Source organism: Porphyromonas pogonae (genome assembly GCF_036320655.1).
Classification (GTDB): Bacteria; Bacteroidota; Bacteroidia; order Bacteroidales; family Porphyromonadaceae; genus Porphyromonas; species Porphyromonas pogonae.
The window spans coordinates 1,696,751-1,722,547 of record NZ_CP143258.1; the positions used below are offsets into that span (position 1 = coordinate 1,696,751).

Here is a 25,797-nt window from a genome sequence, read left to right on the forward strand (position 1 = left end):
AAATGGAAAAAGAAATGACACCGAATGAAAAAAGACCGCAGCAGGACTGCGGAGGCATGCTTGCCCAAGTGCAGGCGAGCGTGGAAATACTGTCGCCCGTCCCGGTGAGCGGCAAATGCTGCGAGAAGGACTATGAACGTCTATTCATCCGCGACCCGGAAGTAAAGGCGCGGGAGGGCAAGATGGCGTATGTGCGTCCGGAGTACCACGAGCGTATCATGCGCATCACCCGTGTAATCGGGCATGATAGGCTTACACTGTCCGCCTACATCGACCATGTGCTGACGCACCACTTCAACCAGTGCGAGGACGCTATAAAGAGCCTTTACGCCCGGAATTACAATTCAGTATTCTAACTAAAACCGGAAGTATATGAATGAAACAATCAGCATGACAGACATTCTGCTGGCGGTATCGGTCGGCTGCAACCTATGGTTCCTGTTCCTGCTCCTTTACGAGCGCATCATGGACATGCGGCTTGTCCGCTTCTTCAAGGGCATCGCCGGATTATGGCGGTCGTTGGACAGGAATGGGCCAAAGAGCGTAGCGGCACATGAGGAAGTTTCCACGGCAAAGGGGGACATCATCGGCAAGAGCCGTTTCAAAATGGCATCCACCCGGACAATCGCTGCCATACCGGCGCAAGAAGCCGCCACTTTGGAAAAAGGCATTGAGCTGTCGGAGGAAGAGGCTACTTTTGACGACGGAAACACGGAAACCGCGTCCCGCCCGGCGCAAGTCCCGGAGGAAAAGCTCGATGAGACCTTCACGAGCATGCCGCCGGAGGAACTGGGATACGGGGAGGACGAACCGGATGAAGACGCTTCGGACACGCCACGGGCTTCGGGCAGCAGCTTTGACGAGATTGACGACGCCTGCAAGACCGCCATGAACCCGGACGCGACACAGGCGGAACGTGAAAAGGCGGCGAAGGTGTTCACCGACATGGAAGGCACGGAGCTGTACGAGAAAATGATGGAAGGCTCTTCGGAGATAGGCATCCGCATCAAGGGGCTTATCGAGATCCGGCTGAAGAAACCCGAAAAGGAGTTCATCGTGCCGGACAACATCGAGGATTTCGACATCCGAAACTATGTATGACAACTGAAAAAGGAATGGACATGAAATAGTGACATCAACCCACGCGGCAAGGAAACGCAAGGCGTATCCCGTCCGCAACGGACACGCCCACGTCTGTGGAAACAAACGGGCATCCACTAAAACCAAAGTAAAGTAACAGAGTAACAACCGCCCGACAAAGGACTATCCACCCTTTCGACGGCAAAAAACAAGGACAATTCATGAACAAGAACATCTTGAAAAACAGAAAAGCAATCCTATCCGCGGCACTTTTCATCGCCGCAACCGCCTCCGCTTTCGCGCAAGGAAACGGCATCGCGGGCATCAACGAAGCCACCTCTATGGTGAGTTCGTATTTCGACCCCGGAACTAAACTGATATACGCCATCGGCGCGGTCGTCGGGCTTATCGGGGGCGTGAAAGTGTACGGAAAATTCTCATCGGGTGACCCCGACACCTCAAAAACAGCAGCAAGCTGGTTCGGCGCGTGTATCTTCCTGATTGTAGCCGCCACCATCCTGCGCTCATTCTTCCTTTAATGTAATAATGTATGGCTGAATACCCGGTAAACAAGGGTATCGGCCGTCCGGTAGAGTTCAAGGGCTTGAAGGCACAGTACCTCTTCATTTTCTGCGGAGGTCTGCTGGCTCTCTTCGTCCTGTTCGTCATCCTCTACATGGTCGGTATCGACCAGTGGATATGTATCGGCTTCGGCGCGGCATCGTCCTCCCTCCTTGTGTGGCAGACCTTCGCGCTGAACGCCCGGTACGGCGAACACGGGCTGATGAAATTGGGAGCGTCACGGAGCCATCCCCGATACCTTATCAACCGGCGGCGGATAACCCGTCTGTTCAAACGACAACGAAAGGAAGAAACGACATGAGGAATACATCAAAAATGACAACACTGGAAAACAAGTTTCCCCTGCTTGCGGTGGAGCATGGCTGCATCATCTCAAAGGACGCCGACATCACGGTGGCTTTCGAGGTGGAGCTGCCGGAGCTTTACACCGTGACGGGCGCGGAGTACGAGGCGATACACGGCTGCTGGTGCAAGGCAATCAAGGTGCTGCCGGACTACTCCGTCGTTCACAAGCAGGACTGGTTTATCAAGGAACGCTACAAGCCGGAGCTTCAGAAGGACGACATGAGTTTCCTCTCACGGAGCTTCGAGCGTCACTTCAACGAGCGTCCGTACCTGAAACACACCTGCTACCTCTACCTGACCAAGACGACGAAGGAGCGTAGCCGGATGCAGAGCAACTTCAGCACGCTGTGCCGAGGGCACATCATCCCGAAAGAGCTGGACAGGGAAACCACGACCAAGTTCATGGAAGCCTGCGAACAGTTCGAGCGTATCATGAACGACAGCGGGCTTGTCAGGTTGCGCCGCCTCTCCACCGACGAGATTGTGGGGACGGAGGGTAAGGCGGGGCTGGTAGAACGCTACTTCTCGCTCATGCCGGAAGGTGACATCACCTTGCAGGACATCGAACTTTCGGCAAGGGAGATGCGCATCGGCGACAACCGCCTGTGTCTGCACACCCTCTCCGACGCGGAAGACCTGCCGGGCAAGGTGGCTACCGACACCCGTTACGAGAAGCTCTCCACCGACCGGAGCGACTGCCGCCTCTCCTTCGCCTCCCCGGTGGGGCTGCTGCTCTCCTGCAACCATATCTACAACCAGTATGTGCTGATAAATAACAGCGAGGAAGCCTTGCAGAAGTTCGAGAAGTCCGCCCGTAACATGCAGTCGCTCTCACGCTATTCAAGGAGCAACAGCATCAACCGCGAGTGGATAGACCAATACCTGAACGAAGCCCGGTCCTACGGGCTGACCTCGGTACGGGCGCACTTCAACGTCATGGCGTGGAGCGACGACGCGGAGGAACTGAAGCACATAAGGAACGACGTGGGCAGCCAGCTGGCAAGCATGGAGTGCGTGCCGCGCCACAACACCATCGACTGCCCTACACTCTACTGGGCGGCGATACCCGGCAATGCGGCGGACTTCCCGGCGGAAGAGAGTTTCCACACTTTCATCGAACAGGCGGTGTGCCTGTTCACGGAGGAAACCAACTACCGCAGCTCGCTCTCGCCCTTCGGCATCAAGATGGTGGACAGGCTCACAGGGAAACCGCTGCACCTCGACATCAGCGACCTTCCGATGAAGCGGGGTATCACGACCAACCGCAACAAGTTCGTGCTGGGTCCTTCGGGCAGCGGCAAGTCGTTCTTCATGAACCACCTCGTGCGCCAATATTATGAGCAAGGCGCACATGTGGTATTGGTGGACACGGGAAACTCCTATCAGGGCTTGTGCGGCATGATCCGGCGCAAGACAGGCGGAGTGGACGGCGTGTATTTCACCTACACGGAAGAGAAGCCCATATCATTCAACCCGTTCTACACCGATGATTACATCTTCGATGTGGAGAAGAAGGACAGCATCAAGACCCTGCTTCTTACGCTCTGGAAATCGGAGGACGACAAGGTGACGAAGACGGAGAGCGGCGAACTGGGCAGTGCCGTGAGTGCCTACATCGAGCGTATCCAATCCGACCGTAGCATCGTGCCGTCGTTCAACACTTTCTACGAGTATATGCGCGACGACTACCGCACGGAACTGGCGCAGCGCGACATCAAGGTGGAGAAGTCCGACTTCAACATCGACAACATGCTCACCACCATGCGGCAGTATTACCGGGGCGGACGTTACGACTTCCTGCTCAACTCCACGGAGAACATCGATCTGCTCGGCAAGCGGTTCATCGTCTTCGAGATTGACAGTATAAAAGAGAACCGCGAACTGTTCCCCGTCGTGACTATCATCATCATGGAAGCCTTCATCAACAAGATGCGGCGGCTGAAAGGGGTGCGGAAACAGCTTATCGTGGAGGAGGCTTGGAAGGCCCTCTCTTCGGCAAACATGGCTGAATACCTACGTTATATGTACAAGACGGTCAGAAAATATTACGGCGAGGCAATCGTGGTGACGCAGGAGGTGGACGACATCATCAGTTCTCCGGTGGTCAAGGAGAGCATCATCAACAACTCCGACTGCAAGATACTTCTCGACCAGCGCAAGTATATGAACAAGTTCGACCAGATACAGGCGTTGCTCGGACTGACGGAAAAGGAGAAGTCGCAGATACTCTCCATCAACATGGCGAACAACCCTTCACGGCTCTACAAGGAGGTGTGGATAGGCTTGGGTGGCACACAATCGGCGGTCTATGCCACCGAGGTCAGTGCAGAAGAGTATCTGGCGTACACTACCGAAGAAACGGAAAAAGTGGAGGTTTACCGTCTGGCGGAGAAGCTGGGCGGTGACATCGAAGCCGCCATCCGGCAGCTTGCCGAAAGGCGGAGGAACAAGGAATAACTAAAACAGAATGTATCAACAAAAAAAGGAAAACGCATATGAATTTACCAAAAGTGAAAATGCTGCAAGTCAGCAAGTGTCTGATCGGATTGGCGGTCATGATGCTGCAATCCTGCGACGTGGCCGACAACCGCCGTGATATGCTGTGCGGGAACTGGGAGAGCGTGGAGGGGAAGCCCGACGTGCTTATCTACAAGGAGGGCGAAGCCTACAAGGTGACGGTGTTCCGCCGGAGCGGTCTGCGCCGCAAGCTGAAACCGGAAACCTATCTCTTGCAGGAGAAAACCGGCAACCTGTTCATGAACACCGGCTTCCGCATCGACGTGTCCTATAACGAGGCCACGGACGTGCTGACCTTCTCGCCGGGCGGCGACTATGTGCGGGTGAAACCGCAGCCGGGACACCCGACAGAAGAATAACAACCACTAAAATCCAAAGTAACATGAGAACAAGAATAACAATGATTATCTGCCTGTGCCTGCTTTTCGCAGGCAGGGCAAGCGCACAGTGGGTCGTAAGCGATCCGGGCAATCTGGCGCAGGGTATCATCAATGCCTCCAAAAACATCATCCATACCTCCAAGACTGCCACGAACATGGTGAGCAACTTTCAGGAAACGGTGAAAATCTATCAGCAGGGCAAAAAGTATTACGATGCTCTCAAATCGGTGAACAATCTCGTCAAGGACGCCCGCAAGGTGCAGCAGACCATCCTGATGGTAGGCGACATCACCGACATTTATGTAAACAGTTTCCAAAGGATGCTCCGTGATGGAAATTTCAGACCAGAAGAGCTGTCGGCAATCGCTTTCGGTTACACGAAACTGCTGGAAGAGAGCAACGAAGTATTGACGGAACTGAAGAATGTGGTGAACATCACCACGCTCTCCATGACCGACAAGGAGCGCATGGACGTGGTGGAACGCTGCCACTCGAAGATGAAGCGTTACCGCAACCTCGTAAGTTACTACACGAACAAGAACATCTCCGTGAGCTACCTGCGTGCGAAAAAGAAGAACGACCTCGACCGCATCATGGGGCTGTACGGAAACATGAACGAAAGATACTGGTAGCCTATGAATTTCGACAACCTTCACCAGATTCTACGTTCGCTTTACGAGCAGATGATGCCGTTGTGCGGAGACATGGCGGGTGTGGCGAAAGGCATCGCCGGACTGGGTGCGCTGTTCTACGTCGCCTACCGGGTATGGCAGTCGCTGGCGAGAGCCGAACCGATAGACGTATTCCCGATGCTCCGTCCTTTTGCCATCGGTCTGTGCATCATGTTCTTCCCGACTGTGGTGCTGGGCACGATAAACAGCATCCTCTCACCCGTCGTACAGGGCACGGCAAAGATGCTGGAGGCGGAAACGCTGGACATGAACACCTACCGCCAGCAGAAGGACAAATTGGAATACGAGGCGATGATGCGCAACCCCGAAACCGCCTACCTCGTGTCCAACGAGGAGTTTGACAAGCAGCTGGAGGAACTCGGCTGGTCGCCCTCCGACATGGTGACGATGGCGGGGATGTATATCGACCGGGGAATGTACAACATGAAGAAAAACATCCGCGACTTCTTCCGCGAGATACTGGAATTGCTGTTCCAAGCCGCCGCCCTCGTGATAGACACCGTCCGAACCTTCTTCCTCGTGGTGCTGGCGATACTCGGTCCGATAGCCTTCGCCATATCGGTGTGGGACGGTTTCCAAAGCACGCTCACGCAGTGGATATGCCGCTACATACAGGTATATCTGTGGCTGCCGGTGTCGGACATGTTCAGCACCATACTGGCGAAGATACAGGTGCTGATGCTGCAAAGCGACATCGAGCGGATGCAGGCAGACCCGAACTTCTCGCTGGATTCGAGCGACGGGGTGTACATCGTGTTCCTCTGCATCGGCATCATCGGCTACTTCACCATTCCCACCGTTGCCGGCTGGATTATCCAAGCCGGAGGCATGGGCGGTTACGGTCGCAACGTGAACCAGATGGCGGGACGTGCCGGAGGAATGGCGGGCAGTGTTGCCGGAGCTGCGACAGGCAATATGATGGGACGTGCCGGCAAATTGCTGAAATAACAATCATGTAGAATCATTGAAACAGAATTAAGAATGGAATTTAAGTCACTCAGAAACATCGAATCATCGTTCAGGCAGCTACGCCTGTTCGGTATCGTCTTCCTCTCGCTGTGCGCTGTGGTGACGGTGTGGAGCGTGTGGAACTCCTACCGTTTCGCAGAGAAGCAACGGGAGAAAATCTATGTGCTGGACAACGGCAAGTCGCTGATGCTGGCTCTCTCTCAGGATTTATCGCAGAACCGCCCGGCGGAAGCACGGGAGCATGTGCGCCGCTTCCACGAGCTTTTCTTCACGCTGTCACCTGAAAAAAGCGCGATTGAACACAACGTAAAACGTGCCCTGCTGCTGGCGGACAAGAGCGTGTACCACTATTATTCGGACTTCGCGGAGAAGGGGTACTACAACCGCATCATCGCCGGGAACATCAACCAAGTGCTGAAAGTGGACAGCGTGGTGTGCGACTTCAACGCCTATCCCTACCGTGCCGTGACCTACGCCACGCAGAAAATCATCCGGCAAAGCAACGTCACCGAGCGCAGCCTCGTGACCACCTGCCGCCTGCTGAACGCATCGCGGTCGGACGACAACCCAAACGGTTTCACCATCGAGGGGTTCACCATCATCGAGAACAAGGATTTACAGACAATCAAACGGTAACAGGACATGAAAAGTATCAGAAAATCAATGTGGGGCATGTATTGGAAACTCCACGACAAACGGAAACGGCTGGTGGCAAGGCTCAAAGGGTATCTGGACGGTTTGCCGCCGGAAACACGCCGCCGCATCGTGCTGGGGATGCTCGCCGCCTTCGCGATGCTTGCCCTCTACACCTTCGGCAGAGCCGTCTATGACATCGGCAGAAACGACGGCTCACGTATGGATACGGGACATGCCGGACGGGTGGAACTACCGACCCCGGTGGAAACTGACAATCACTTAACACCTTATTTATATGGAACAGACGAAGAATGAATCAACGAAAGAGAACAAAGCCGCTCCCGACGCGGGAAAGCCGAAAAAGGAGCGCGAACCGCTGACAGAGGCGCAGCGGCTGAAACGGCAGAAGATGATAGTCCTGCCTGCTATGGTGCTGGTCTTCATCGGGGCGATGTGGTTGATATTCGCCCCTTCCTCCGGCAAGGAACAACCGCCGGGAACGGACGGCTACAACACCGAGATGCCAGACGCGGACAAGGCGAACCGGCAGATTATCGGCGACAAGCTGAAAGCCTACGAGCATGGGGAGATGGAAGAGCGGCTGGAGAGCCGCAACCGTGCCATCGGGCAGCTGGGCGACATGTTCGACCGCGAGATAGCGGGAACGGAGGACGGTACGGACTTCGACCTCGCCAATCCGGGCGGCAAGGAAGAAAGGGCAAAGCCTGCCACGCCGCAAACCATCCAATCCTCCGCAGCCGCCTACCGTGACCTGAACGCCACCCTCGGCAACTTTTACGAACAGCCGAAGAATGACAATGCGGAGATGGATGTGCTATTGGAGCGCATCGCCTCGTTGGAATCGGAACTGGAAAGTGAAAAAGGCAGGACTTCATCTATAGACGAACAGGTGGCACTTATGGAGAAGTCCTATGAGCTGGCGGCAAAGTACATGGGCGGTCAGAACGGTGGGAAGCCGGAACAGGCGGCAGAGCCTGCCACCGTGCAGAAGGGAAAGAAGAACACGGCGACACCCGTAAGGCAAGTGACCCGCCAAGTCGTTTCCTCCCTTGCACAGCCCATGAGCAACGCGGAGTTTGTCGCCACTTTCTCACAGGAACGCAACCGGGGTTTCAACACGGCTGTCGGCACGGCGGAGGTATCGGACAGGAACACCATCCCGGCGTGTGTGCATGAGGCGCAGAGCGTGACGGACGGGCAGACGGTAAGGCTTCGCCTGCTGGAGCCTATGGCGGTGGCGGGCAGGACAATCCCACGGGGTGCGGTGGTGGTCGGCACGGGCAAGATACAGGGTGAACGACTCGACATCGGGATCACCTCGCTGGAATACGACGGCACGATTATCCCCGTGGAGCTTGCGGTCTATGACACGGACGGACAGCCCGGCATCTTCATCCCGAACTCGATGGAGATGAACGCCGTCCGAGAGGTCGCCGCCAACATGGGAGGTTCGTTGGGTAGCAGCATCAATATCTCCACCAATGCCGGGGCGCAGCTCGCCTCCGACTTGGGCAAGGGGCTGATACAAGGAACGAGCCAGTACATCGCGGGGAAGATGCGCACCGTCAAGGTGCATCTGAAAGCCGGGTACAGGGTCATGCTTTACCAAGAAAAAGATTGAAATCAATAAAAAAATTACCACTAAAATCCAAAAGTAATGAGAAAAGTAATCATCATGTTTGCCCTCGCTATGGGCATCGCAACTGCCAACGCGCAGGAGAATGTAACCGTTGAAACGACCAACGGAAGTGAACAGCCGACCTTGACGAAGGAGGTCTATCCGCAGAAGGAGGCGGACGGAGACCTGTATCACGGTCTGTCGCGCAAGCTGACCTTCGACCGCATGATACCGCCGCACGGTCTGGAAGTGACCTACGACAAGACCGTCCACGTCATTTTTCCGGCGGAGGTGCGCTATGTCGATTTAGGCTCGCCCGACCTGATTGCCGGGAAAGCCGACGGAGCGGAGAACGTCATCCGCGTGAAGGCTACCGTAAGGAATTTTCCCAACGAAACGAATATGTCCGTCATCACGGAGGACGGCAGTTTCTACACCTTCAACGTGAAGTACGCCGCCGAACCGCTGTTGCTCAATGTGGAGATGTGCGACTTCATCCATGACGGCAGCACGGTGAACCGCCCGAATAACGCACAGGAAATCTATCTGAAAGAGCTGGGCAGCGAAAGCCCGATGCTGGTGCGACTTATCATGAAGTCCATCCACAAACAGAACAAGCGCGAGGTGAAGCATATCGGCTGCAAGCGTTTCGGCATCCAGTATCTTCTCAAAGGCATCTACACGCACAACGGATTGCTCTATTTCCACACGGAGATAAAGAACCAGAGCAACGTGCCTTTCGATGTGGACTACATCACTTGGAAAATCGTGGACAAGAAGGTGGCGAAGCGTACCGCCGTGCAGGAGCAGATCATCCTGCCGCTCCGCGCGCAGAACTACGCCACCCTCGTGCCGGGCAAAAAGAGCGAGCGCACGGTCTTCACGATGGCGAAGTTCACCATCCCCGATGACAAGTGCCTCGTGGTGGAGCTGAACGAGAAGAACGGCGGCCGTCACCAGTCCTTCGTGATTGAGAACGAGGATTTGGTACGTGCGGGTACCATCAACGAACTTCAAGTGCGCTGACCATGAGAAAGTACATCGCAATAATCATCGCGTCGCTTGCCCTTTTTACAGGGCAGGCGCACGCCCAGCGGTGTCTGCCGAAGATGCAGGGCATCGAGGTGAGGGCGGACATGGCGGACGGCTTCAATCCCGGCGGCAAGGACGGCGGGTACAGTTTCGGGGCGGCTCTCTCCACTTACACGAAGAGGGGGAACAAGTGGGTGTTCGGTGGCGAATACCTCCTGAAAAACAATCCCTACAAGGATACCAAGATACCCGTGGCGCAGTTCACGGCGGAGGGCGGATATTACTTCAAGATACTGTCGGACGCCCGAAAAATCGTGTTCGTCTATGCCGGGGCTTCGGCTCTCGCCGGATATGAATCGGTGAATTGGGGGAATAAGGTGCTGCATGACGGCTCCACGCTGCACGACCGGGACGCCTTCATCTACGGCGGTGCGCTGACGCTCGATGTGGAGTGCTACGTGACAGACCGTATCGCCCTGCTTGCCAACCTGCGTGAGCGTTGCCTGTGGGGTGGCGACACGCGGAAGTTCCACACGCAGTTCGGGGTCGGCGTCAAGTTCATCATCAACTGACACGGGCATGGAACGGACGGAAATAGATGCTATCAGAAGGATGCCGCTTGCGGATTTTCTCGCACGGTTGGGGCATGAGCCTGTCAGAAGGAGCGGTAACGAGCTGTGGTATATCGCCCCGTACAGGGGCGAGCGCACCCCCTCTTTCCGTGTGAACGTGGCGAAACAGCTTTGGTACGACTTCGGTTTGGGCAAGGGCGGTGACATCTTCACGCTTGCCGGGGAGTTTCTGCAAAGCGATGACTTCATGAAGCAAGCGAAGTTCATAGCGGAAGCCGCCAATATGACGGTTGCCGGATGGGAAAAGCCCGCCTATCTCCCGAAGCCGACCGAACCTGTCTTTGAGGATGTGGAGGTCGCTCCGCTGTTTCGTTCACCGCTGACGGAGTATTTAGAGGAACGAGGCATACCAATCGGAGTAGCATCCCGCCACTGTTGCCGCCTGAACTACAGTGTGCGTGGAAAACGGTATTTCGCTGTCGGTTTCCTGAATATGGCAGGTGGATATGAAGTCCGAAGCCGATATTTCAAGGGGTGCATCCCGCCAAAAGATGTGTCTTTGGCAAGGACGAAGGAAATCCCGGCTGACGAGTGCCTCGTGTTTGAGGGCTTCATGGACTTTCTCTCCGCCGTGACGCTTGGCGTAACCGGTAACGCTGACTGCCTTGTACTGAACTCTGTCGCCAACGTGGAGAAGGCGGCGGGATTGCTGGACGGCTACGGGCGCATCGGATGCTTCCTTGACCGTGACGAAGCCGGACGGCGGACGCTTGACGCTCTTGCCAAACGGTATGGGGCGCATGTCGCCGACCGTTCCTCCCTCTATGGCGGTTGCAAGGACTTGAACGAGTATCTGCAACAGACAACGAAAAAACAGAAAAACAACCATCTAAAAATCGAAGAAAAATGAACATACTGAACAACAGAAACAAGAGAACAAATATCTTTAAGGTGGTGGCGTTATGCCTGATAGCCGCTGTGTCATTCACCATCGTGTCGTGCGATGACGACATGGACATCCAGCAGTCCTATCCCTTCACGGTGGAGGTCATGCCCGTGCCGAACAAGGTGACGAAGGGGCAGACGGTGGAAATCCGCTGTGAGCTGAAAAAGGAGGGCGACTTCGCTAACACGCTTTACACCATCCGCTATTTTCAGTTTGAGGGAGAAGGAAAGTTGAAAATGGATAACGGCATCACCTTCCTGCCTAACGACCGCTACCTGCTGGAGAACGAAAAGTTCCGCCTGTACTACACGGCGGAGGGCGAAGAGGCGCACAACTTTATTGTGGTGGTGGAGGACAACTTCGGCAACTCTTTCGAGTTGGAATTTGACTTCAACAACCGGAATGCAAAGGATGACGGTTTGACCATCGTTCCCATCGGCAACTTCAGCCCCTTGCTAAAATGATGCGTGTATTCATGACAATGCTCTGTTCGCTTCTGACGGTCTGTTTTGTGTCCGCACAGATCAGCCGCCAAGAGGGAACGGACGGGCAGGCGGCAATCTACCGGCTGTCTCTATTCGAGAGGGCGGTACGATGCACGAAGTATTTTGAGGGATGGCACTCGGAAAAGCACCACCCATACGTGGGTTGGGGTCACAAGATTTTGCCGGGCGAAAGGTACTCGGCACGAACCATGACGAAGCGGCAGGCGGACGCGCTCCTGCGGAAAGACCTGCGGAAGTTCTGCGCGATGTTCCGGCAGTTCGGGAAGGATAGTCTTTTACTTGCCACGCTTGCTTACAACGTGGGTCCATACCGGCTTTTGGGTAGCAAGACAATCCCTAAAAGCACCTTGATAAAGAAGCTGGAGGCTGGCGACAGGAACATCTACCGGGAGTATGTAGCCTTCTGCAACTACAAAGGAAAACGCCACGCCATGCTGCTCAAACGGAGAAAGGCGGAGTTTGCACTGCTGTATATCCCGTGACTGTAAATGAAAATCCGATGAAGCCGCCAACTTCATCGGATTTTCCGCTTTTCATACATTCGGGATTGTACCCGTATCTATCACGTCACCATCCCTGCAAAATTCGATGCTTCCGGGTGTAAATCCCATGCTCCCGATTGCGATGTGACGGATATAGTCCGCATACTCCCTACCTTGAAAATTCTTTCCCGTAAGGTTTTTGAAAATCATCTTTATGCTTATGCCGTCGTTGCCGTGCAAGATGATTTTTCCGTCCTGCCTGATTGTTTCCATAATAAAAACTTGTTTTTGTGAATAATATCGCAGATTGGCACAGAGGTTTCTTTGCTACTTTCTTTGTCCGCCATCATGCTCACCGAAAGAAAGTAGGGCGGCTCTCGCCGCCGCAACTCAAAAGCGTGTGTAAAGTCCCGTCACCATCGTGAATATTTCTTCCAGCATATCAAAATAGATGCCCTCGTGTACGGCAATGTACTTTTCCTTGCACTCGAAAGTCTTTTTGCTGAATGTCCTGCGGTAGAACCGCATATTGTAGAGGTCTGCCCCCGCATCATAGATGATGTCAAGGCGGTTGGCACTTGTCTTGTTCCGTGTAAGGCTCATCCGTAAGCCGTTGCCCATGTCGATGAAATCACGGCTACCCGTCATGGCGGTAAATCTTCTTCCGCCTATCTGCTGTAATATCGTCTGTGCTATCATTAACCGTTGTTTTTAGGGTTTTAAGTGTTGGCGGTGTCCGCACCGCCAACTTGTTCAAAATTCTCGCATCTCGGCAATGGGTGTCTGCCGTTGCAGCCACTCTTTCACACATTCCATATTATACTCGCTCGTGATGACTGCCGTATGGCTGTCGGTGGCGGTGAAACGTGTGCTTTCGTAATCATCTATCCACCCTTTGAGGGTGTCAGTTCCCCACGCTTGGGCATCGTCAAAGATACCGTCCAATGCCGTGATAGGTTCGCTGAATTTGACTATCAGCGTTTGATAGGTCGTGTTCATCGGTTGCCCTCCTTTCCCTGCTTTGCGTTCAGCCACTTGTCCCTTGCGGTTCGGCACTCGTCCAATGTGGTTTTTACACAAGCGAACAATTCTCCGTCCGTGTGGCGGTAGTCGTATTGCACAAGTGTCCGCCTGCGTCTGCCGATACCCGATTGGAAACGCTCGTATTTCTCCGTACCTGCTTCCGTGCAGGTACTTACTCCGTTGATGGTCATTCGTGTTGCCATAATGTTGCTTTTTAGATGGTTAAAAATGTACTGACAGAACTCTGTTCTTCATCACCATTTCGGGGTTGCTCGTGTAGCGTTGGTGCAGGTAGAAATGGTGTGAGCCGAAGCCGTAAAGGAAGAACTTGTCAAGTTCGTGCTTCTCGGCAAACTCCTTTACGCTCTTTCTCAATTCCCCCTCACTCGTTGTGAGAGTGAGGAGGTTTACAAATTCAAGGAACAATGCAGGGATTTTATCGTCCCACACACAAATCATGCTTTCAATTCTTACTTCCATATCAATGTTGTTTTAGGGTTGATGCTATGCCACTTTCATCCGCTCACGGATAAGGTTGGCGTTCTTATTCACAAGGTCTATGATGCGCTCGTGGTATTCGGTGTCTTGGTTGTACTTGCCGTGGCACTGCACCACCTTGAGTGTCCGCAAATCCACCTCTACGGTTTCAATTATCTCACCGCCAATCCTTGCCGAGAGTATGAGGGTGTCGGCTTTCTTGTAGTATTCACTGCCGAACACGCAGATGTTCTGTGCCTTGCCCTCGCTGTAATACTCGTCTATACTTTCAAGCACCTTGATGATTATTTCCTCGTCCGTGATTACCAATCCGAAGAATTTGGATTTGTTGGCGATGAAATCCTCCGCATCTTTTTCCCTTTGCAGTTGCCGCTGTTGCTCACGCTCACGCCTTTCAATCTCCCAGCGGCGGCGTTGCTCGGCTCGTTCCTTCTCGTGTATGGTTTCAATCTTTCGGGTTGCGTTGTCGTGTGCCGCCATGAAATCTTCGGGGCAGATGTTCTTCGGGTTGCGGAGGTCTTGACCGAGTTTGTTGAGCATACGCAGATAGTCGCACCACATGGAGAAGTTGTCTATCAGATACTTGTGACGCTTGGCAATCAGATATGATGCCCAGCATTCATCGGCAGTACGGGCATTGAAAAGAAAGTGTTTCATAACCTCAATCTCACCGCCTTTCATAAGGGTTTCAATTCTTGGGTCTGAAAGCAAGGCTTTGAAAAGACGCACGGGGGAAATGCCGTGGAAATCGCCCTTGAAGCCGTTGCGTCTGAGTTGGGGTAATACCCTCATTTTGGGATATGCACAGCTTCTTGCCACAACATCATCGTATAGGCTGTTGTGCGGTCTTATCTCCATCGCGCTGCACAATGCCCATACATCGCAGTAACAGAATGTGAAGCCACGGAGCAACGCCATGTCCGTAACCTTACCGTCGGGTGAAATCCAACGCTGCACAACCTCGTGGCAATAGAAGTGCATCGGCTCGCCTTTCCTGCTCTCGCATCTGACCTGCGCCACACGGATTACCTGATAGCCTTTGCAGGTGGTTATCACGCTGAAATACTGCGTTTCCTTGTAGATACGTTTGCGTGTGTCCTGCACTTTGAGTTCGGCATGGCATTTGGGGCAGGTGCAACCTTCAAGGGTGTCGCACAGTACGCTGTCGCTGTGCCACTCGTGACCGCAGTCGGAGCAGGTGATGTTCCCTTTCTTGGTGCGGTAGCCTATATGTTCAATGCAGTGGCGGTATGCCCATTCAATTTGTGTCGTTGATATGGGGCGGAGGTTGGCTGAAAGTCTTGCCACCTCTTTCTGTATCTTGGTCTTCGGTTTCATAAGCCTAAATCAAATAATGAGGGTTGGGGGTGGGTTTCTTTTCTCGCTGACGGTCTGTTGCGGTTCTGCAACTTGCGGAGTTCCTCCTCTTGGTATCTGCGGACTGCATTCTGACGTGCCTCCGCCTTTTCCTCTTCCGTGAGTTCCACAACATGGTTCACCACCACTTGGCAGTTCATAGGTTTGCCCACCTCTATCTCGTTTTCCTCATAGTAGTGGATGACTTGCCCGAATATCTCTCCGTCCGTGAAGCCGCTGCAACCGCTTTTCTGCACATAGTTCAGAATGTGGGTCACACACTCGTCTATGTTTTTGGCAGGGTTGCGGTACTTCTTCGCAAAGAGCGTATCTTCCTCCGCCCGCTGTTCCAGATACATTTGTATCGTTCTTTTGAAATGGTCTGTTCCTTTCATATCGCTGTCGTTTTTAGATTGTCTGTTTAAGTATCTCTCTCCAATAGGTCGGCTCTACCTCGCTGAGAAGGAAGTCCATGAAGTCCCTCCGTGCGTCCTTGTTCAGTTCGTGGTACAATCTTCGGAAAGTGCTAAAATTGCCGTTGATGTACGTTTCCACCATATACACGAAGATGTTGTCCACCTCGTAATATTTGCACTGCTGCGCTACCGTCTTGCAGTTTCTCTTTGCCATGTCGGTAAGGGTTAAAGGGTGAATAACCAAAGGATGAAGCCGAAGAAGGCAATGGTGAAAAGGATAGCCACGATTACACCTATCGCCACTCGGAACACTCCGTTTACAATCTCTCTGATGATGCCCCAAAGGATGCCGAACACCCCGAAGGCGGTGCGCATCATCAAGCCGCATATCGCCAACCCGATGTATTGCGCCACTTGTCTGAAATTTGCCGTTGCTGTCATATCTTCGCTGTTTTTGATTTTTTTGTTTTTTATGCGGATTCAAGAGCTGAGGGAGTTGAGTTTCAAACTATCTTATCTGCCTCTCGTTTATCCGACATTTTTTTTATGCGTCTTTCTGTCGCATCGGTCGTTTTCGTTTCGGGTGCTTGAAAAGGTAGGGATTAGGGAATGCAAGGTTTTTCGGTCAAAATACTACCCGCAGGGCTGGAGATTTTTACCGAAAACAGGAGGCTTGACCTTGCTTTCCCGTCCAATCCCGGAATTACCTTTGCGCCCAGAACGGAAATGACTGCCTGATGCGGCTCACTGAAAGGCGCAAAAATGGAGGTAAACGAAAACAGAGGCTGATTGGGTAGAAAAAACTTCAGGGAAAAATCCGTAAAAAAGGAATCACCAAAAGGAAAAAGACATCACCGGAAGCGTGAAAAGGGCAAACCACTACAAAGGAAGTATGATTGTTTTCCGATCCGACAGGACTTGTCCAGCCGGGCGACAACAATCATTCTTCCCGGATTGCCCGCTGTGTGTGGCTACCTGTTTCATTCATGGGGCAGGCGGACACACTCTGCATTCACTTTCCGCTTCCGGCAAAAGGGACAGCGAAAAAAAAAAATCATCTGAAAACCCGTAAAAGCACCTCTTGGCATAGGCGCAAAAGAAAGGGGCATTGCTTCATCTGTCTAAACATCGTTTAGGCGTGAGGCAATGCCCTTTTCTCCGGCTATGCGGTAGTTGGCACACGTTTGTTCCAAACTCGTTTTGGGCAATGGTGTGCCGACGGATAATACCGCTTTTACGGAAAAATCTTATGAATGAGGGGATAAAAATCTGGGAGTTTATATCAAAATCTCGGATTAAATAGCTACTTTTGCATACGAAGAGTTCTTTGAAGGTTACGCAACGCGCAGAAGGATAATGCAGTAGATAACTAACTAAATCGTAACCTATTACTATCAAGAGCGATTAACCAACGCTCATTTCCAATAAATTACACTCTTTTCGTAACTTCATTTAACAAAGATACATTTTTACTTCGAATAATATCTCAGCCATTCATTTAGAGATAACACAGGAAAGTGCTTGCCGTTCCATACTACTCCATACTTGCTGAAAAACTTGGCTGCATGCTTGTTGGCATTGATCTCAAACCATCTGAAGTCATGCATTGTCACTCCTTCGGCGATAGGTTTTTGTGAATACATAATGCTTACAAGGCTTGGCAATCCTATTACTATTAGATACAAAGGCCCCCATCTGTGACTATCGAAGCTGTGACCGTATTCATGCATAAACAGATAGTCAGAGCATATTTTGGAAGGGGTCATAAAAGGTTGGTCGTAAGGTAAATTGAGGATAATATTAGAGCCTAAGCTAATACCATTGTATTTCGAACTTTTGTCTTGAATAATCCATGTCACACCATATGCCCATGTTAGCCTCGCATGTCTGTGACAAATAATAAATACAAGACCGTAACCCAATCCTAAATGAGTTTGAATTATCTCCCATGTCCAACGTAGCCACATAATATAAGAGGAATCACCAAAACATCTACTAAAATTATAAGCAAGAAAAGCCCGGGTTGTAGATGAGGCCATAAGATATGCGATGAGGATAAGGATGAACTCAAATCCGAGGATGCCCAATACAACTATTGATATCCACATCGGTAAAAAAAATATGGAGCAAATGACAATATATAAGAGGAATCACCAAAACATCTACTAAAATTATAAGCAAGAAAAGCCCGGGTTGTAGATGAGGCCATAAGATATGCGATGAGGATAAGGATGAACTCAAATCCGAGGATGCCCAATACAACTATTGATATCCACATCGGTAAAAAAAATATGGAGCAAATGACAATCGAGCTCCATGAGATCATCGATATGGATATCAATAATAATTGTTTTTGGGACATATAATCAAGTCAAATTACTTGATTTCGAGATTGACGATGACAGGGCAGTGGTCAGAAGGGTAGTTACCATGAAATTTTACATCACATACCATGTAGTCTTTTACGTCAATATTTCCTCTAACAAAAATATAATCTATGAGTACTTCTTTTCCCGGTATGCGCCCAAATTCCTGATAACTCCATCCCGGGCTCAATATCCCGTTTTCAGCCTCAATTCTGCAATCTCTCAGGTGTGATGGATTGTTTTTATCAGTGATTGTTTTGATAACATCATCATCAGGAATCGAATTGAAATCGCCACACAGGATTACAGGTCTTTTGCCTGCGAGTTCATTTATCTTTTTGAGCAATAAAAGTGCAGAGTTGTGTCTAGCAGTTTTGCCCTCGTGGTCAAGATGAGTATTCATGAAGAATATTTCTTTTCCGCTAATCTTATTTTTCAATACATTCCATGTTGCTATTCTTTCACATGCCGCATCCCAGCCTTTGCCCGGTTTATTCGGATTTTCAGAAAGCCAAAAGTATCCTTTCTTTACTACAGTCCAGCTTTTATTTCTTATTCCTACAGGACTATATTCTCCCTCAGTCTTGCCATCTTCTCTTCCTACGCCGTACAGATTACAAGCCAAAGCTTTTTCCATGAACAATAGTTGTGGATAGAGAACTTCTTGCAAACCTATAATATCGGGCGAAAAAAGATTGATCATAGATGCCACATACCCTTTTCTTTTTTCCCAATTATTGTCCCCTTTGTCATGATCATTTTTATAACGGATGTTATAAGTCATCACTTTCAATGGGATAGCCGCAGCACAATAAGTGCAACCTATTGCCGTGATAGCAAGTCCGGCAATCAATGATTTTAAGTTCATAAGTCTTTTTCTCTTTTTTTAGTAAATAAAACCTAATTTAGGCATATTTCATTGTGATGTATTCAATCAGTTTGTCATATTGTTTTATACCCAAGCTATGTAATCCCTTGATTACATAGGGTCTATGCAGATCTTTTATCTTTACAGGTATACCATTCCATATAAGTATATCTATGTCGATAGGCATGGGTTTACAGTATGCATTACTCTTAAAGTCATTGCGTTTTCTGCCACAAAGAGTTTCAATTTCTTTAAGTCTTTTACCAAGGGACTGTCGGCTCAAAGAAGTGTACCCTATAATTATAATGTCTTTAAATGGATTTGCATCGTCAGGGTAGCCATACGCACAACTTGTCATAGGCGTGGAGTAGGAGAGATTGGGCAACCATCGATCCAGAAGTTTCTTTGCCCGTAAAAAATTCATTGCGCTATTTTCATTACTCCCCATGCTCATAACAAATGTATTGAGATGTTTCATTTCTTTTTACTTTGTTGTATCAGCACCGATTGCTCATGTATAGTACTAAAGATATCTTTGATGAAAGAGGCATCAAGACCGGTAGAGCCCCCTTTGGCCATTCTTTTTTCCAACATGTCTTTGTAGCGAGGAGGCTGTACAATACATAAATTATGATTAGCCTTAAAGTCCCCTATCATTTCTGCCAATACCATCCTGTCAGACAATAACTCTATGAGTTGTTCATCTATTTGATCTATTTGCTTTCGCCAAGCCTCGAGCAGAAAGCTATTATCATCACCACGTTTATGGACTTTGAGTTGTGTAAGTATATCACCCAACTCATCAGGTGTTATCTGTTGGCGACTATCACTTTGGGCTTCTGCAGGATGGCAGTGCGACTCTACGATAAGTCCGTCATAGTGCATGTCAAGTGAAGTTTGGCATACTTCTGCTACCAGCTCTCTTTTTCCTGTAATATGGCTTGGATCTCCTATAAGAGTGAGGGTTGGGTAGCGTCTTTTCAGTTCAATAGGTATTTGCCAGTGAGGAGGATTTCGGTAGACACTTTGCCCATAGGTACTGAACCCCCTGTGAATAGCTCCTATTTTGTTGATGCCTGCCTCCCTGAGGCGTTCTATGGCTCCTATCCATAATTCTATGTCAGGATTGATAGGGTTCTTTATGAACACAGTGATATTATGATGTCCCCTTAGTGCATCTGCAATCTCTGCCATGGCAAAAGGGCTCGAAGTAGTGCGAGCTCCTATCCATATAATATCAATGTTAGCACGGATGATTTCTTCTACATGTGCTCGGGTAGCGACCTCTGTAGCCACTTTCATTCCCAATTCATCTCGTACTCTCAATAGCCATGGAATACCTTTACTACCTACGCCTTCAAATCCTCCCGGCTTGGTTCGGGGTTTCCATAAACTGGCTCGAAAGATATCGATATGATGGCGTTTGAGTGCACGGGCGGCTTCCATTACTTGGTTTTCTGTCTCGGCACTGCAAGGCCCGGCTATAACGATAAAGGGGTATGCTGTCGAATGAACTGATCTTAAGGGATCAAATGTCATGTCTGTGTAATATTTTCTATTGATTATTATTTATAATATAGTTTTCTTCGAGTTCCGCTATATGCCTGAGTAAGTCACGATATAGACGGGAGTGCAAAGGGTGTACATCTTTGGATAGGTATTCGTTACTGAAATGTATGTTTAGCTCACCGTTGTTGGCTGCAATATTATTCAATATCTCTATACATTTCTGGTGAGCATTGTCATAGTCATCTTTTAGATCTTGTGTGATGCTCTTGTCATAGATACAAAGTGGATGTTGTATGAGATCATACAGGATCCCTGTATTAGGATTTATAAATTTTACGGGGCGCGAAGTCCCTAGACGGAAGCCAGGTACATCATAGTACCCCAATGAAAATTCATGCTTTATGCCTGAGTTGAGTACAGATACCATATCTTCCGGTTCGCGGGCACATAACTCATAGTTCATACTGATATTGATACCGAATCGGGTAAAATAATAAAGATATTTGCGAGCATACTTCACTTGATCCGGATAGAGGCAAATAGAGTAATTGCAGAGTAAGCCTATCTTTACCTTATTTTTCCTTACAATCGTCCAGAAGTTGCGCATCCTTATGTTAGTTAGTTTATAATGTGGACGATCTTCCTTCCTTGCCCCGGGTGTTTTGAGGAAAAAAAGGGTTTTGATATTTTGAAGACTTGTACAGGTCTTACGTATATCATTCTCCCAATCGACAAATCTAGGAAAAGTGTAAAACGGATCTTTTTTCTTATTGGAAAAAGTAAGATGAAAAGCTTTGAGTGGGGGCTTTCGCTCTATGAACAGAAGTTTCAAGAAATCTTTTACACCTGTATATTCATACATTCGGTTGATGCTGTGGAGAAAATTGACTCCTGAAAATAGAGGTTGAGTAGGAGGTGTGAATTTAAAACCTGCATCGGCCAATATTGATCTTAGAGCTTTGCCATATTCGTCTGCGATAGGTCTGTGGATGAATTCTTGATTGAATGGCAGGCTGCTTTTCCCCGGGAACCGCCCCAGATGGTCACGCTCATTCCTCTTGAACATCTCTTCATACCTACTTATGAGGAAATAAGCCGAGGCTATTATGTCAGCATGAATTATAAGGTGTGATACACCTTTTTGATCTATGTAAATCTCTTCTTTCTCCTCTCCATACAGCAGTGGTATCCCATGCCAGCTCGATAGGGGAGTTATGGGGTATGAAGCAGGGCTACCGTAAATCCCCAATTCGAAAAAACCAGATGGTTTTATGATAATGGGGTATTGAGATATCTTTTCTTCATCTGAGGTATAGCCAATGATACTATCAGGCATCCGTTTGTTTCCTAATGGGGCACCTACTATAAAATTTATTACATAAGAAATGACTTCACCACTGACCATATTGAACTCAAATTAATTATCCATACAAATATACAGCTTTGTGGTCGAACACTCTTAAAAAACAAAAGAATATGATATATATACATCATGCAACTATATGCAAAGCTTCCATAATAGTATTGAAATGTTGATGTTCATGAGTCTTATGGGTATGATATCATCTTTTTACGATTACGAATTTATTATTGATTGTCATTCAATAACAAGAGTATTATAAATATTTATGTGATTGTTCTGATGATGCTTGAGAGGTGGCAGTGGAGCAATTGCTGAAATGACCAAAACATTACAGTTAAAATACGATCGTATCTTAACTGTAATGTTTTGGTGTTTTAACTGTAATACAAAAGTGTTTTAACTAAAACAGATTTGTGTTTTAACTGTGATACAGAAGAGGCTCATTGGCAGTTTGGCAAAATAATAAATTTTATGATAAAAGTTTATGATCGTAATGCCACGGAACCGTGAAGCTGTGGATTCTACATAGTCGTCCCTTAAAAAGCACATTTCAGCGAAATCCTCTCCATTGGGAGTGTTTCGCTGATTTTGTTTATTAGGTACAAAAGAAGCTTCATGGCTCTTTTGAAGTTATATGCAGCAGCAGCTAACATTACATTGATAGCATCCCCGAAGAGCCCTTTGTAAAAGTTACGTCCTAAGCGATAATCTGACTTCAAATGTCCGATAGTTGGTTCTATTCCTGCACGCTTGCAGAAAAGTCGATGCTTCTTTTTACGTTGATAATAACTGTCTTTAGCTTTTGGAGTGTCAGGAATCAATATTTGCGTACCGTTTATTTCTTTTTTCCCACGGTAACCTCTATCTCCGGCCAGTTTCTTAATCCTTTCTCCCGTGAGTCTCTTCACCTGATCGAGGCTTTGCTCTATGGTATGTCCGTCGTACTCATTACGGAAAGAAGAGGCTCCCAAAATCACTCCCGTCATGGAGCGTATAATCGAGACTTTGTTTCCAAACTCATATTTTTTGTGCTCCTTACCTTTACTGATGCATTGAACATCCGGTTCATGAATAGAATAAATCTTTTGAGTGGAATTACGCCGTTGCGAAAGAATCCTTTCAAAGAGGGAAATGAGTTTGTCGTACTCCCTGTTATTACCCAGGTTTCGTTTAAGTTCCCGAACCAAACGTCCCGCTATTGTTCGTAACCGTTTATCCGCTTTAAGAGCTTTCTTACGGTTCTTGGGATGGTTGCGAAAACGTTGATCCCGATAAATTCTTTTCAATACGAAAGTATAGCTTTGACGAATGGGTAGATTGAGAGCCCTTACGATTTTGAGAACCTTGCCTACTATCTTCTTATGCAACTTGGCATCTGTAGGATAAGTCACATTCTTTTCCTGCACGGTGGAGTCTATAAAAGCGGTATCGTGGTGATCCTTCTCATTTTTGTCATCATTCACACGAATACTTTCTGCAAGAATAAGCTCTATCCCTCTTTCGCCGATACGTTTGCGGAAGTGAACCAGTTCCGAGGCATTGCAGGGAAAGGAAGGAGTAAACTCCTGCATGCCACAAAAATATTGAAAATAAGCGTTCTCACTCCATTGTTCTACAACAGATTCATCTGAAATATTACGCAAATGCTTCAGAATTAAAAGACCACACATTAAACGAATAGGCTTACCGGGACGACCATTGTCAGGGCAATACAAGGAAGAAAAATCCTCTTCGAACCTTTTCCAATCGATTTTATGGGAAAGTTTATACAGAGGATGTTGCTGGTTAAGCAAATCGTCCAGCGAAGAGAATAGAGATTGAACTGTTTGAGTAGGGCGTATCATAAAAAATCTGCAAGTTTCTACATCCAAAGATACAAAAACTTGCAGATTTAACGTGAGTTCGGTCTAAGCGTGGTGTACTAAGTGGGTTGATGGATTGTGTATGATTTCGAGGTTTAATTCCGGCTTTTTGGGTAGCAGATTGTAGGCAATTATGCCGGCAATCAAATTAATGGCGAAATTATTGACGCTTCTATGTCGTGTATGCTCTATTTGACAAACGTTTTTGAGTAGATCATTAACGGTTTCCACAAGTGCTCTTTTTCTGAGTAATATCCTATCATACAGGCTCATCAGAGTGTTTTTCATGTTTTTCTTTATCTTCGTAATCATGTGTATGTCGTCAATGAAGAGCTTATCGAAAAGACTTTGTGAGATGTATCCTCTGTCGGCAACAAGTTTGCCGAATAGTTTCTTCGTGAAGGTTCCGCCTTTAAGTGGAGCACGGTCATCCGTATTCCCCGGTGTGATTTGATATTGAATGATTTCACCCCGGTCGTTAATCACAATATGTAGTTTGAAACCATAGAACCATCCCATACTGCATTTGCCCTTTTGGGCCCATCCTTTCATGGTCTTATGCCCGTGTGCCCGCTTGATATGGCAGGTGCGTAAAGGTGTGGAATCAATGAATGAGATACCGGTGCATTCGCCCAGACAACACATATTGAGAAATGAAATTAGTTTGAATGCCACCTTGCTTTGTAATTCCACAAAACGATTGTAAGAGACCAACGAAGGAAAATCCGAATGACATTGTTGCGTAATATATTGAAGATAAAAGGACTTAAAATCGCGATACCTCGAATGATGGAAAAGAATCAGAATAGTCATGATTTCAGCATCGGACATCCTAAACTTGCGATTTCTTCGCTTTTTGTTTCCTTCGCAAAGGGTTCTTTGCTGAATCAAGGTATCGAAAAGTTTGGAAAAATCATCGGTAAGACAGAAAATTTCAACTATATTTGTTTTCATAAAGTGGTGTTTTGTTTGTTTATATCTTATTGATTGTCAACTACTAAGATACAAATAATTCACCACTTTTGCAATGAAATACATAAGAAATTACACTGATTTACAACACCTTGTAAACTCTATTATTCCTATTATCCCTTATATCGAACTCACGTAGATTTATCAAAGAGTACAAGAATGTAATTCGCTGTATATCAGAAAATAAACGCGATTTTAAGGGGCGACTACATACAAAGAACAACCCTCTGATTTCTTCAAAAAGATACCAGAGGGTTAAGATCATATAATTGATTTTAGATGATAATCAATTGTCGAGTAAGGACGTATGTTAATTACTTCTTGTTTTCTCTCCCACGAGCAAAGTTTTCAATAGCTTCGAGACTCATACCCATACTACTAAACCCTCCGTCATTGAAAAGATTTTGCATCGTAATTTTCCGAGTAAGATCACTGAATAGAGTGATACAGTAATCTGCACAATCATCCGCATTGGCATTGCCCAGAGGTGATAGATCTTCAGCAAAGTCAAGAAGATCACTCATGCCTTTGACACCACTTCCTGCCGTTGTGACGGTAGGGGATTGCGATACAGTATTGATACGTACGCCTTTTTCTCTGCCATAATAGTATCCGAAACTACGTGTTATAGACTCCAACAAACTTTTGGCGTCTGCCATATCTCCGTAGCCTAGGAACGTGCGTTGGGCTGCTATATAAGTGAGTGCCACTACAGAGCCACCTTGAGCTATGGCGTCTTGTTTTTTCGCTACCTGAAGCATTTTGTGAAAAGAAATAGCGGATATATCCAGTGTAGTATTGAGCATTTTGTAATCCAGATCATCATATGTGCGTCCTTTTCTTACATTGGGGCTCATGCCTATGGAGTGTAGTACAAAATCAATTTTGCCACCAAGGATCTCTACTGATTTTGCAAAAACTTGTTCTAAATCTTCCACACTTGTTGCATCTGCCGGGATCACCTCTACGTCCAACTTTTCAGCCAACCCGTTTACTTGTCCCATGCGAACGGCTACTGCGGTATTACTCAGTGTAATGATAGCTCCTTCTTCTACAGCTCGTTCAGCAACTTTCCAAGCGATAGACTGGTCATTGAGCGCTCCAAAGATAATACCTCTTTTGCCTGCTAATAAATTATGACTCATCATGTATATGTGTTTAAATTTAAAAATCTGAATTACAAAGA

General features: G+C 48.4%; 34 protein-coding genes. 17 read left to right on the top strand and 17 right to left on the bottom strand.

Annotated features, from left to right (window positions below):
- The first annotated feature begins 2 nt into the window (after positions 1 to 2).
- From VYJ22_RS06595 to VYJ22_RS06670, 16 genes are all read left to right on the top strand, one after another.
- On the top strand, positions 3 to 356 hold the full coding sequence (locus tag VYJ22_RS06595; RefSeq protein WP_004371719.1) for a DUF3408 domain-containing protein: 354 nt from the start codon (positions 3 to 5) through the stop codon (positions 354 to 356).
- Positions 357 to 372: 16 nt separating this feature from the next.
- Positions 373 to 1,101, top strand: a complete 729-nt coding sequence (locus tag VYJ22_RS06600) for a hypothetical protein (protein WP_004371720.1) — start codon at positions 373 to 375, stop codon at positions 1,099 to 1,101.
- A 200-nt stretch (positions 1,102 to 1,301) separates the two neighbouring features.
- Complete coding sequence (locus tag VYJ22_RS06605; protein ID WP_004371721.1) at positions 1,302 to 1,619, top strand: DUF4134 domain-containing protein; 318 nt, start codon at positions 1,302 to 1,304, stop codon at positions 1,617 to 1,619.
- Between the two features lie 11 nt (positions 1,620 to 1,630).
- Entirely contained in the window at positions 1,631 to 1,963 is a 333-nt protein-coding gene (locus VYJ22_RS06610) for a DUF4133 domain-containing protein (RefSeq protein ID WP_004371722.1), read from the top strand.
- Positions 1,960 to 4,464, top strand: coding sequence for a TraG family conjugative transposon ATPase (locus VYJ22_RS06615; RefSeq protein WP_004371723.1), 2,505 nt, complete (start codon positions 1,960 to 1,962; stop codon positions 4,462 to 4,464). Before VYJ22_RS06610 ends, VYJ22_RS06615 begins: the two co-directional genes overlap by 4 nt.
- Positions 4,465 to 4,502: 38 nt before the next feature.
- Positions 4,503 to 4,883 (top strand): DUF3876 domain-containing protein, encoded by a 381-nt coding sequence (locus VYJ22_RS06620; protein WP_004371724.1) that lies wholly within the window; start codon positions 4,503 to 4,505, stop codon positions 4,881 to 4,883.
- 23 nt (positions 4,884 to 4,906) lie between these two features.
- Positions 4,907 to 5,536, top strand: a complete 630-nt coding sequence (locus tag VYJ22_RS06625) for a DUF4141 domain-containing protein (protein ID WP_025072698.1) — start codon at positions 4,907 to 4,909, stop codon at positions 5,534 to 5,536.
- Between the two features lie 3 nt (positions 5,537 to 5,539).
- The gene (traJ, locus tag VYJ22_RS06630) at positions 5,540 to 6,544 is read left to right on the top strand and encodes a conjugative transposon protein TraJ (RefSeq protein ID WP_004371726.1); all 1,005 of its coding nucleotides are present in this window, start codon (positions 5,540 to 5,542) and stop codon (positions 6,542 to 6,544) included.
- A gap of 33 nt (positions 6,545 to 6,577) precedes the next feature.
- Positions 6,578 to 7,201 (top strand): conjugative transposon protein TraK, encoded by a 624-nt coding sequence (gene traK, locus VYJ22_RS06635; RefSeq protein WP_004371727.1) that lies wholly within the window; start codon positions 6,578 to 6,580, stop codon positions 7,199 to 7,201.
- A 27-nt stretch (positions 7,202 to 7,228) separates the two neighbouring features.
- Positions 7,229 to 7,516: a TraL conjugative transposon family protein gene (locus VYJ22_RS06640; RefSeq protein ID WP_174362025.1), complete on the top strand. Its 288-nt coding sequence runs from the start codon at positions 7,229 to 7,231 to the stop codon at positions 7,514 to 7,516.
- The gene (traM, locus tag VYJ22_RS06645) at positions 7,497 to 8,843 is read left to right on the top strand and encodes a conjugative transposon protein TraM (RefSeq protein ID WP_004371729.1); all 1,347 of its coding nucleotides are present in this window, start codon (positions 7,497 to 7,499) and stop codon (positions 8,841 to 8,843) included. Before VYJ22_RS06640 ends, traM begins: the two co-directional genes overlap by 20 nt.
- A gap of 36 nt (positions 8,844 to 8,879) precedes the next feature.
- Positions 8,880 to 9,866: a conjugative transposon protein TraN gene (traN, locus tag VYJ22_RS06650; protein WP_004371730.1), complete on the top strand. Its 987-nt coding sequence runs from the start codon at positions 8,880 to 8,882 to the stop codon at positions 9,864 to 9,866.
- 2 nt (positions 9,867 to 9,868) lie between these two features.
- Positions 9,869 to 10,444: a conjugal transfer protein TraO gene (locus VYJ22_RS06655; protein ID WP_004371731.1), complete on the top strand. Its 576-nt coding sequence runs from the start codon at positions 9,869 to 9,871 to the stop codon at positions 10,442 to 10,444.
- A gap of 7 nt (positions 10,445 to 10,451) precedes the next feature.
- Positions 10,452 to 11,354, top strand: coding sequence for a toprim domain-containing protein (locus VYJ22_RS06660; protein ID WP_004371733.1), 903 nt, complete (start codon positions 10,452 to 10,454; stop codon positions 11,352 to 11,354).
- The gene (locus tag VYJ22_RS06665) at positions 11,351 to 11,854 is read left to right on the top strand and encodes a DUF3872 domain-containing protein (protein WP_004371735.1); all 504 of its coding nucleotides are present in this window, start codon (positions 11,351 to 11,353) and stop codon (positions 11,852 to 11,854) included. The genes VYJ22_RS06660 and VYJ22_RS06665 overlap by 4 nt, the downstream gene beginning before the upstream one ends.
- Positions 11,851 to 12,378 (top strand): glycoside hydrolase family protein, encoded by a 528-nt coding sequence (locus VYJ22_RS06670; protein WP_004371737.1) that lies wholly within the window; start codon positions 11,851 to 11,853, stop codon positions 12,376 to 12,378. The genes VYJ22_RS06665 and VYJ22_RS06670 overlap by 4 nt, the downstream gene beginning before the upstream one ends.
- Before the next feature lie 51 nt (positions 12,379 to 12,429).
- Here VYJ22_RS06670 and VYJ22_RS06675 read toward each other — a convergent pair whose 3' ends face one another.
- The 9 genes from VYJ22_RS06675 to VYJ22_RS06715 all read right to left on the bottom strand — a co-directional run bounded on the left by VYJ22_RS06675 (position 12,430) and on the right by VYJ22_RS06715 (position 16,112).
- The gene (locus VYJ22_RS06675) at positions 12,430 to 12,651 is read right to left on the bottom strand and encodes a DUF7688 family protein (RefSeq protein WP_004371739.1); all 222 of its coding nucleotides are present in this window, start codon (positions 12,649 to 12,651) and stop codon (positions 12,430 to 12,432) included.
- 117 nt (positions 12,652 to 12,768) lie between these two features.
- Positions 12,769 to 13,077 carry a hypothetical protein gene (locus tag VYJ22_RS06680; protein ID WP_004371741.1) on the bottom strand — a complete coding sequence of 103 codons (309 nt, stop codon included), beginning with the start codon at positions 13,075 to 13,077 and terminating at the stop codon, positions 12,769 to 12,771.
- Between the two features lie 54 nt (positions 13,078 to 13,131).
- Positions 13,132 to 13,377: a DUF6956 domain-containing protein gene (locus VYJ22_RS06685; RefSeq protein ID WP_008126028.1), complete on the bottom strand. Its 246-nt coding sequence runs from the start codon at positions 13,375 to 13,377 to the stop codon at positions 13,132 to 13,134.
- Positions 13,374 to 13,604 carry a DUF3873 domain-containing protein gene (locus tag VYJ22_RS06690; protein WP_004293898.1) on the bottom strand — a complete coding sequence of 77 codons (231 nt, stop codon included), beginning with the start codon at positions 13,602 to 13,604 and terminating at the stop codon, positions 13,374 to 13,376. Before VYJ22_RS06690 ends, VYJ22_RS06685 begins: the two co-directional genes overlap by 4 nt.
- A 19-nt stretch (positions 13,605 to 13,623) precedes the next feature.
- Entirely contained in the window at positions 13,624 to 13,881 is a 258-nt protein-coding gene (locus VYJ22_RS06695) for a hypothetical protein (protein ID WP_004371745.1), read from the bottom strand.
- Positions 13,882 to 13,905: 24 nt separating this feature from the next.
- Positions 13,906 to 15,237, bottom strand: a complete 1,332-nt coding sequence (locus tag VYJ22_RS06700) for a PcfJ domain-containing protein (protein ID WP_028900990.1) — start codon at positions 15,235 to 15,237, stop codon at positions 13,906 to 13,908.
- Complete coding sequence (locus VYJ22_RS06705; protein WP_004371748.1) at positions 15,234 to 15,650, bottom strand: PcfK-like family protein; 417 nt, start codon at positions 15,648 to 15,650, stop codon at positions 15,234 to 15,236. The genes VYJ22_RS06700 and VYJ22_RS06705 overlap by 4 nt, the downstream gene beginning before the upstream one ends.
- A 13-nt stretch (positions 15,651 to 15,663) precedes the next feature.
- On the bottom strand, positions 15,664 to 15,885 hold the full coding sequence (locus tag VYJ22_RS06710) for a hypothetical protein (protein ID WP_004371749.1): 222 nt from the start codon (positions 15,883 to 15,885) through the stop codon (positions 15,664 to 15,666).
- An 11-nt stretch (positions 15,886 to 15,896) separates the two neighbouring features.
- Entirely contained in the window at positions 15,897 to 16,112 is a 216-nt protein-coding gene (locus VYJ22_RS06715; RefSeq protein WP_008126037.1) for a hypothetical protein, read from the bottom strand.
- Positions 16,113 to 16,280: 168 nt separating this feature from the next.
- On the opposite strand from VYJ22_RS06715, the gene VYJ22_RS06720 reads away from it, so the two are divergent.
- On the top strand, positions 16,281 to 16,409 hold the full coding sequence (locus tag VYJ22_RS06720) for a hypothetical protein (RefSeq protein ID WP_329903125.1): 129 nt from the start codon (positions 16,281 to 16,283) through the stop codon (positions 16,407 to 16,409).
- Positions 16,410 to 17,140: 731 nt separating this feature from the next.
- Here VYJ22_RS06720 and VYJ22_RS06730 read toward each other — a convergent pair.
- The 8 genes from VYJ22_RS06730 to VYJ22_RS06765 form a co-directional block, all read right to left on the bottom strand.
- The gene (locus VYJ22_RS06730; RefSeq protein WP_329903127.1) at positions 17,141 to 17,779 is read right to left on the bottom strand and encodes a hypothetical protein; all 639 of its coding nucleotides are present in this window, start codon (positions 17,777 to 17,779) and stop codon (positions 17,141 to 17,143) included.
- Positions 17,780 to 18,047: 268 nt separating this feature from the next.
- Entirely contained in the window at positions 18,048 to 18,905 is an 858-nt protein-coding gene (locus tag VYJ22_RS06735) for an endonuclease/exonuclease/phosphatase family protein (protein WP_329903129.1), read from the bottom strand.
- Positions 18,906 to 18,942: 37 nt separating this feature from the next.
- A complete protein-coding gene (locus VYJ22_RS06740; RefSeq protein WP_329903130.1) occupies positions 18,943 to 19,383 on the bottom strand; it encodes a 2-amino-4-hydroxy-6-hydroxymethyldihydropteridine diphosphokinase in 441 nt (146 codons plus the stop codon).
- Positions 19,380 to 20,444, bottom strand: coding sequence for a bifunctional 3-deoxy-7-phosphoheptulonate synthase/chorismate mutase type II (locus VYJ22_RS06745; protein ID WP_329903131.1), 1,065 nt, complete (start codon positions 20,442 to 20,444; stop codon positions 19,380 to 19,382). Before VYJ22_RS06745 ends, VYJ22_RS06740 begins: the two co-directional genes overlap by 4 nt.
- 16 nt (positions 20,445 to 20,460) lie before the next feature.
- A complete protein-coding gene (locus tag VYJ22_RS06750; RefSeq protein ID WP_329903132.1) occupies positions 20,461 to 21,819 on the bottom strand; it encodes a DUF7033 domain-containing protein in 1,359 nt (452 codons plus the stop codon).
- A 494-nt stretch (positions 21,820 to 22,313) separates the two neighbouring features.
- On the bottom strand, positions 22,314 to 23,621 hold the full coding sequence (locus VYJ22_RS06755) for an IS5 family transposase (protein WP_329903133.1): 1,308 nt from the start codon (positions 23,619 to 23,621) through the stop codon (positions 22,314 to 22,316).
- Positions 23,622 to 23,684: 63 nt separating this feature from the next.
- On the bottom strand, positions 23,685 to 24,593 hold the full coding sequence (locus tag VYJ22_RS06760; RefSeq protein ID WP_329903135.1) for an IS982 family transposase: 909 nt from the start codon (positions 24,591 to 24,593) through the stop codon (positions 23,685 to 23,687).
- A 332-nt stretch (positions 24,594 to 24,925) separates the two neighbouring features.
- The gene (locus VYJ22_RS06765) at positions 24,926 to 25,756 is read right to left on the bottom strand and encodes an enoyl-ACP reductase FabI (RefSeq protein ID WP_329905587.1); all 831 of its coding nucleotides are present in this window, start codon (positions 25,754 to 25,756) and stop codon (positions 24,926 to 24,928) included.
- Positions 25,757 to 25,797: the final 41 nt, after the last annotated feature.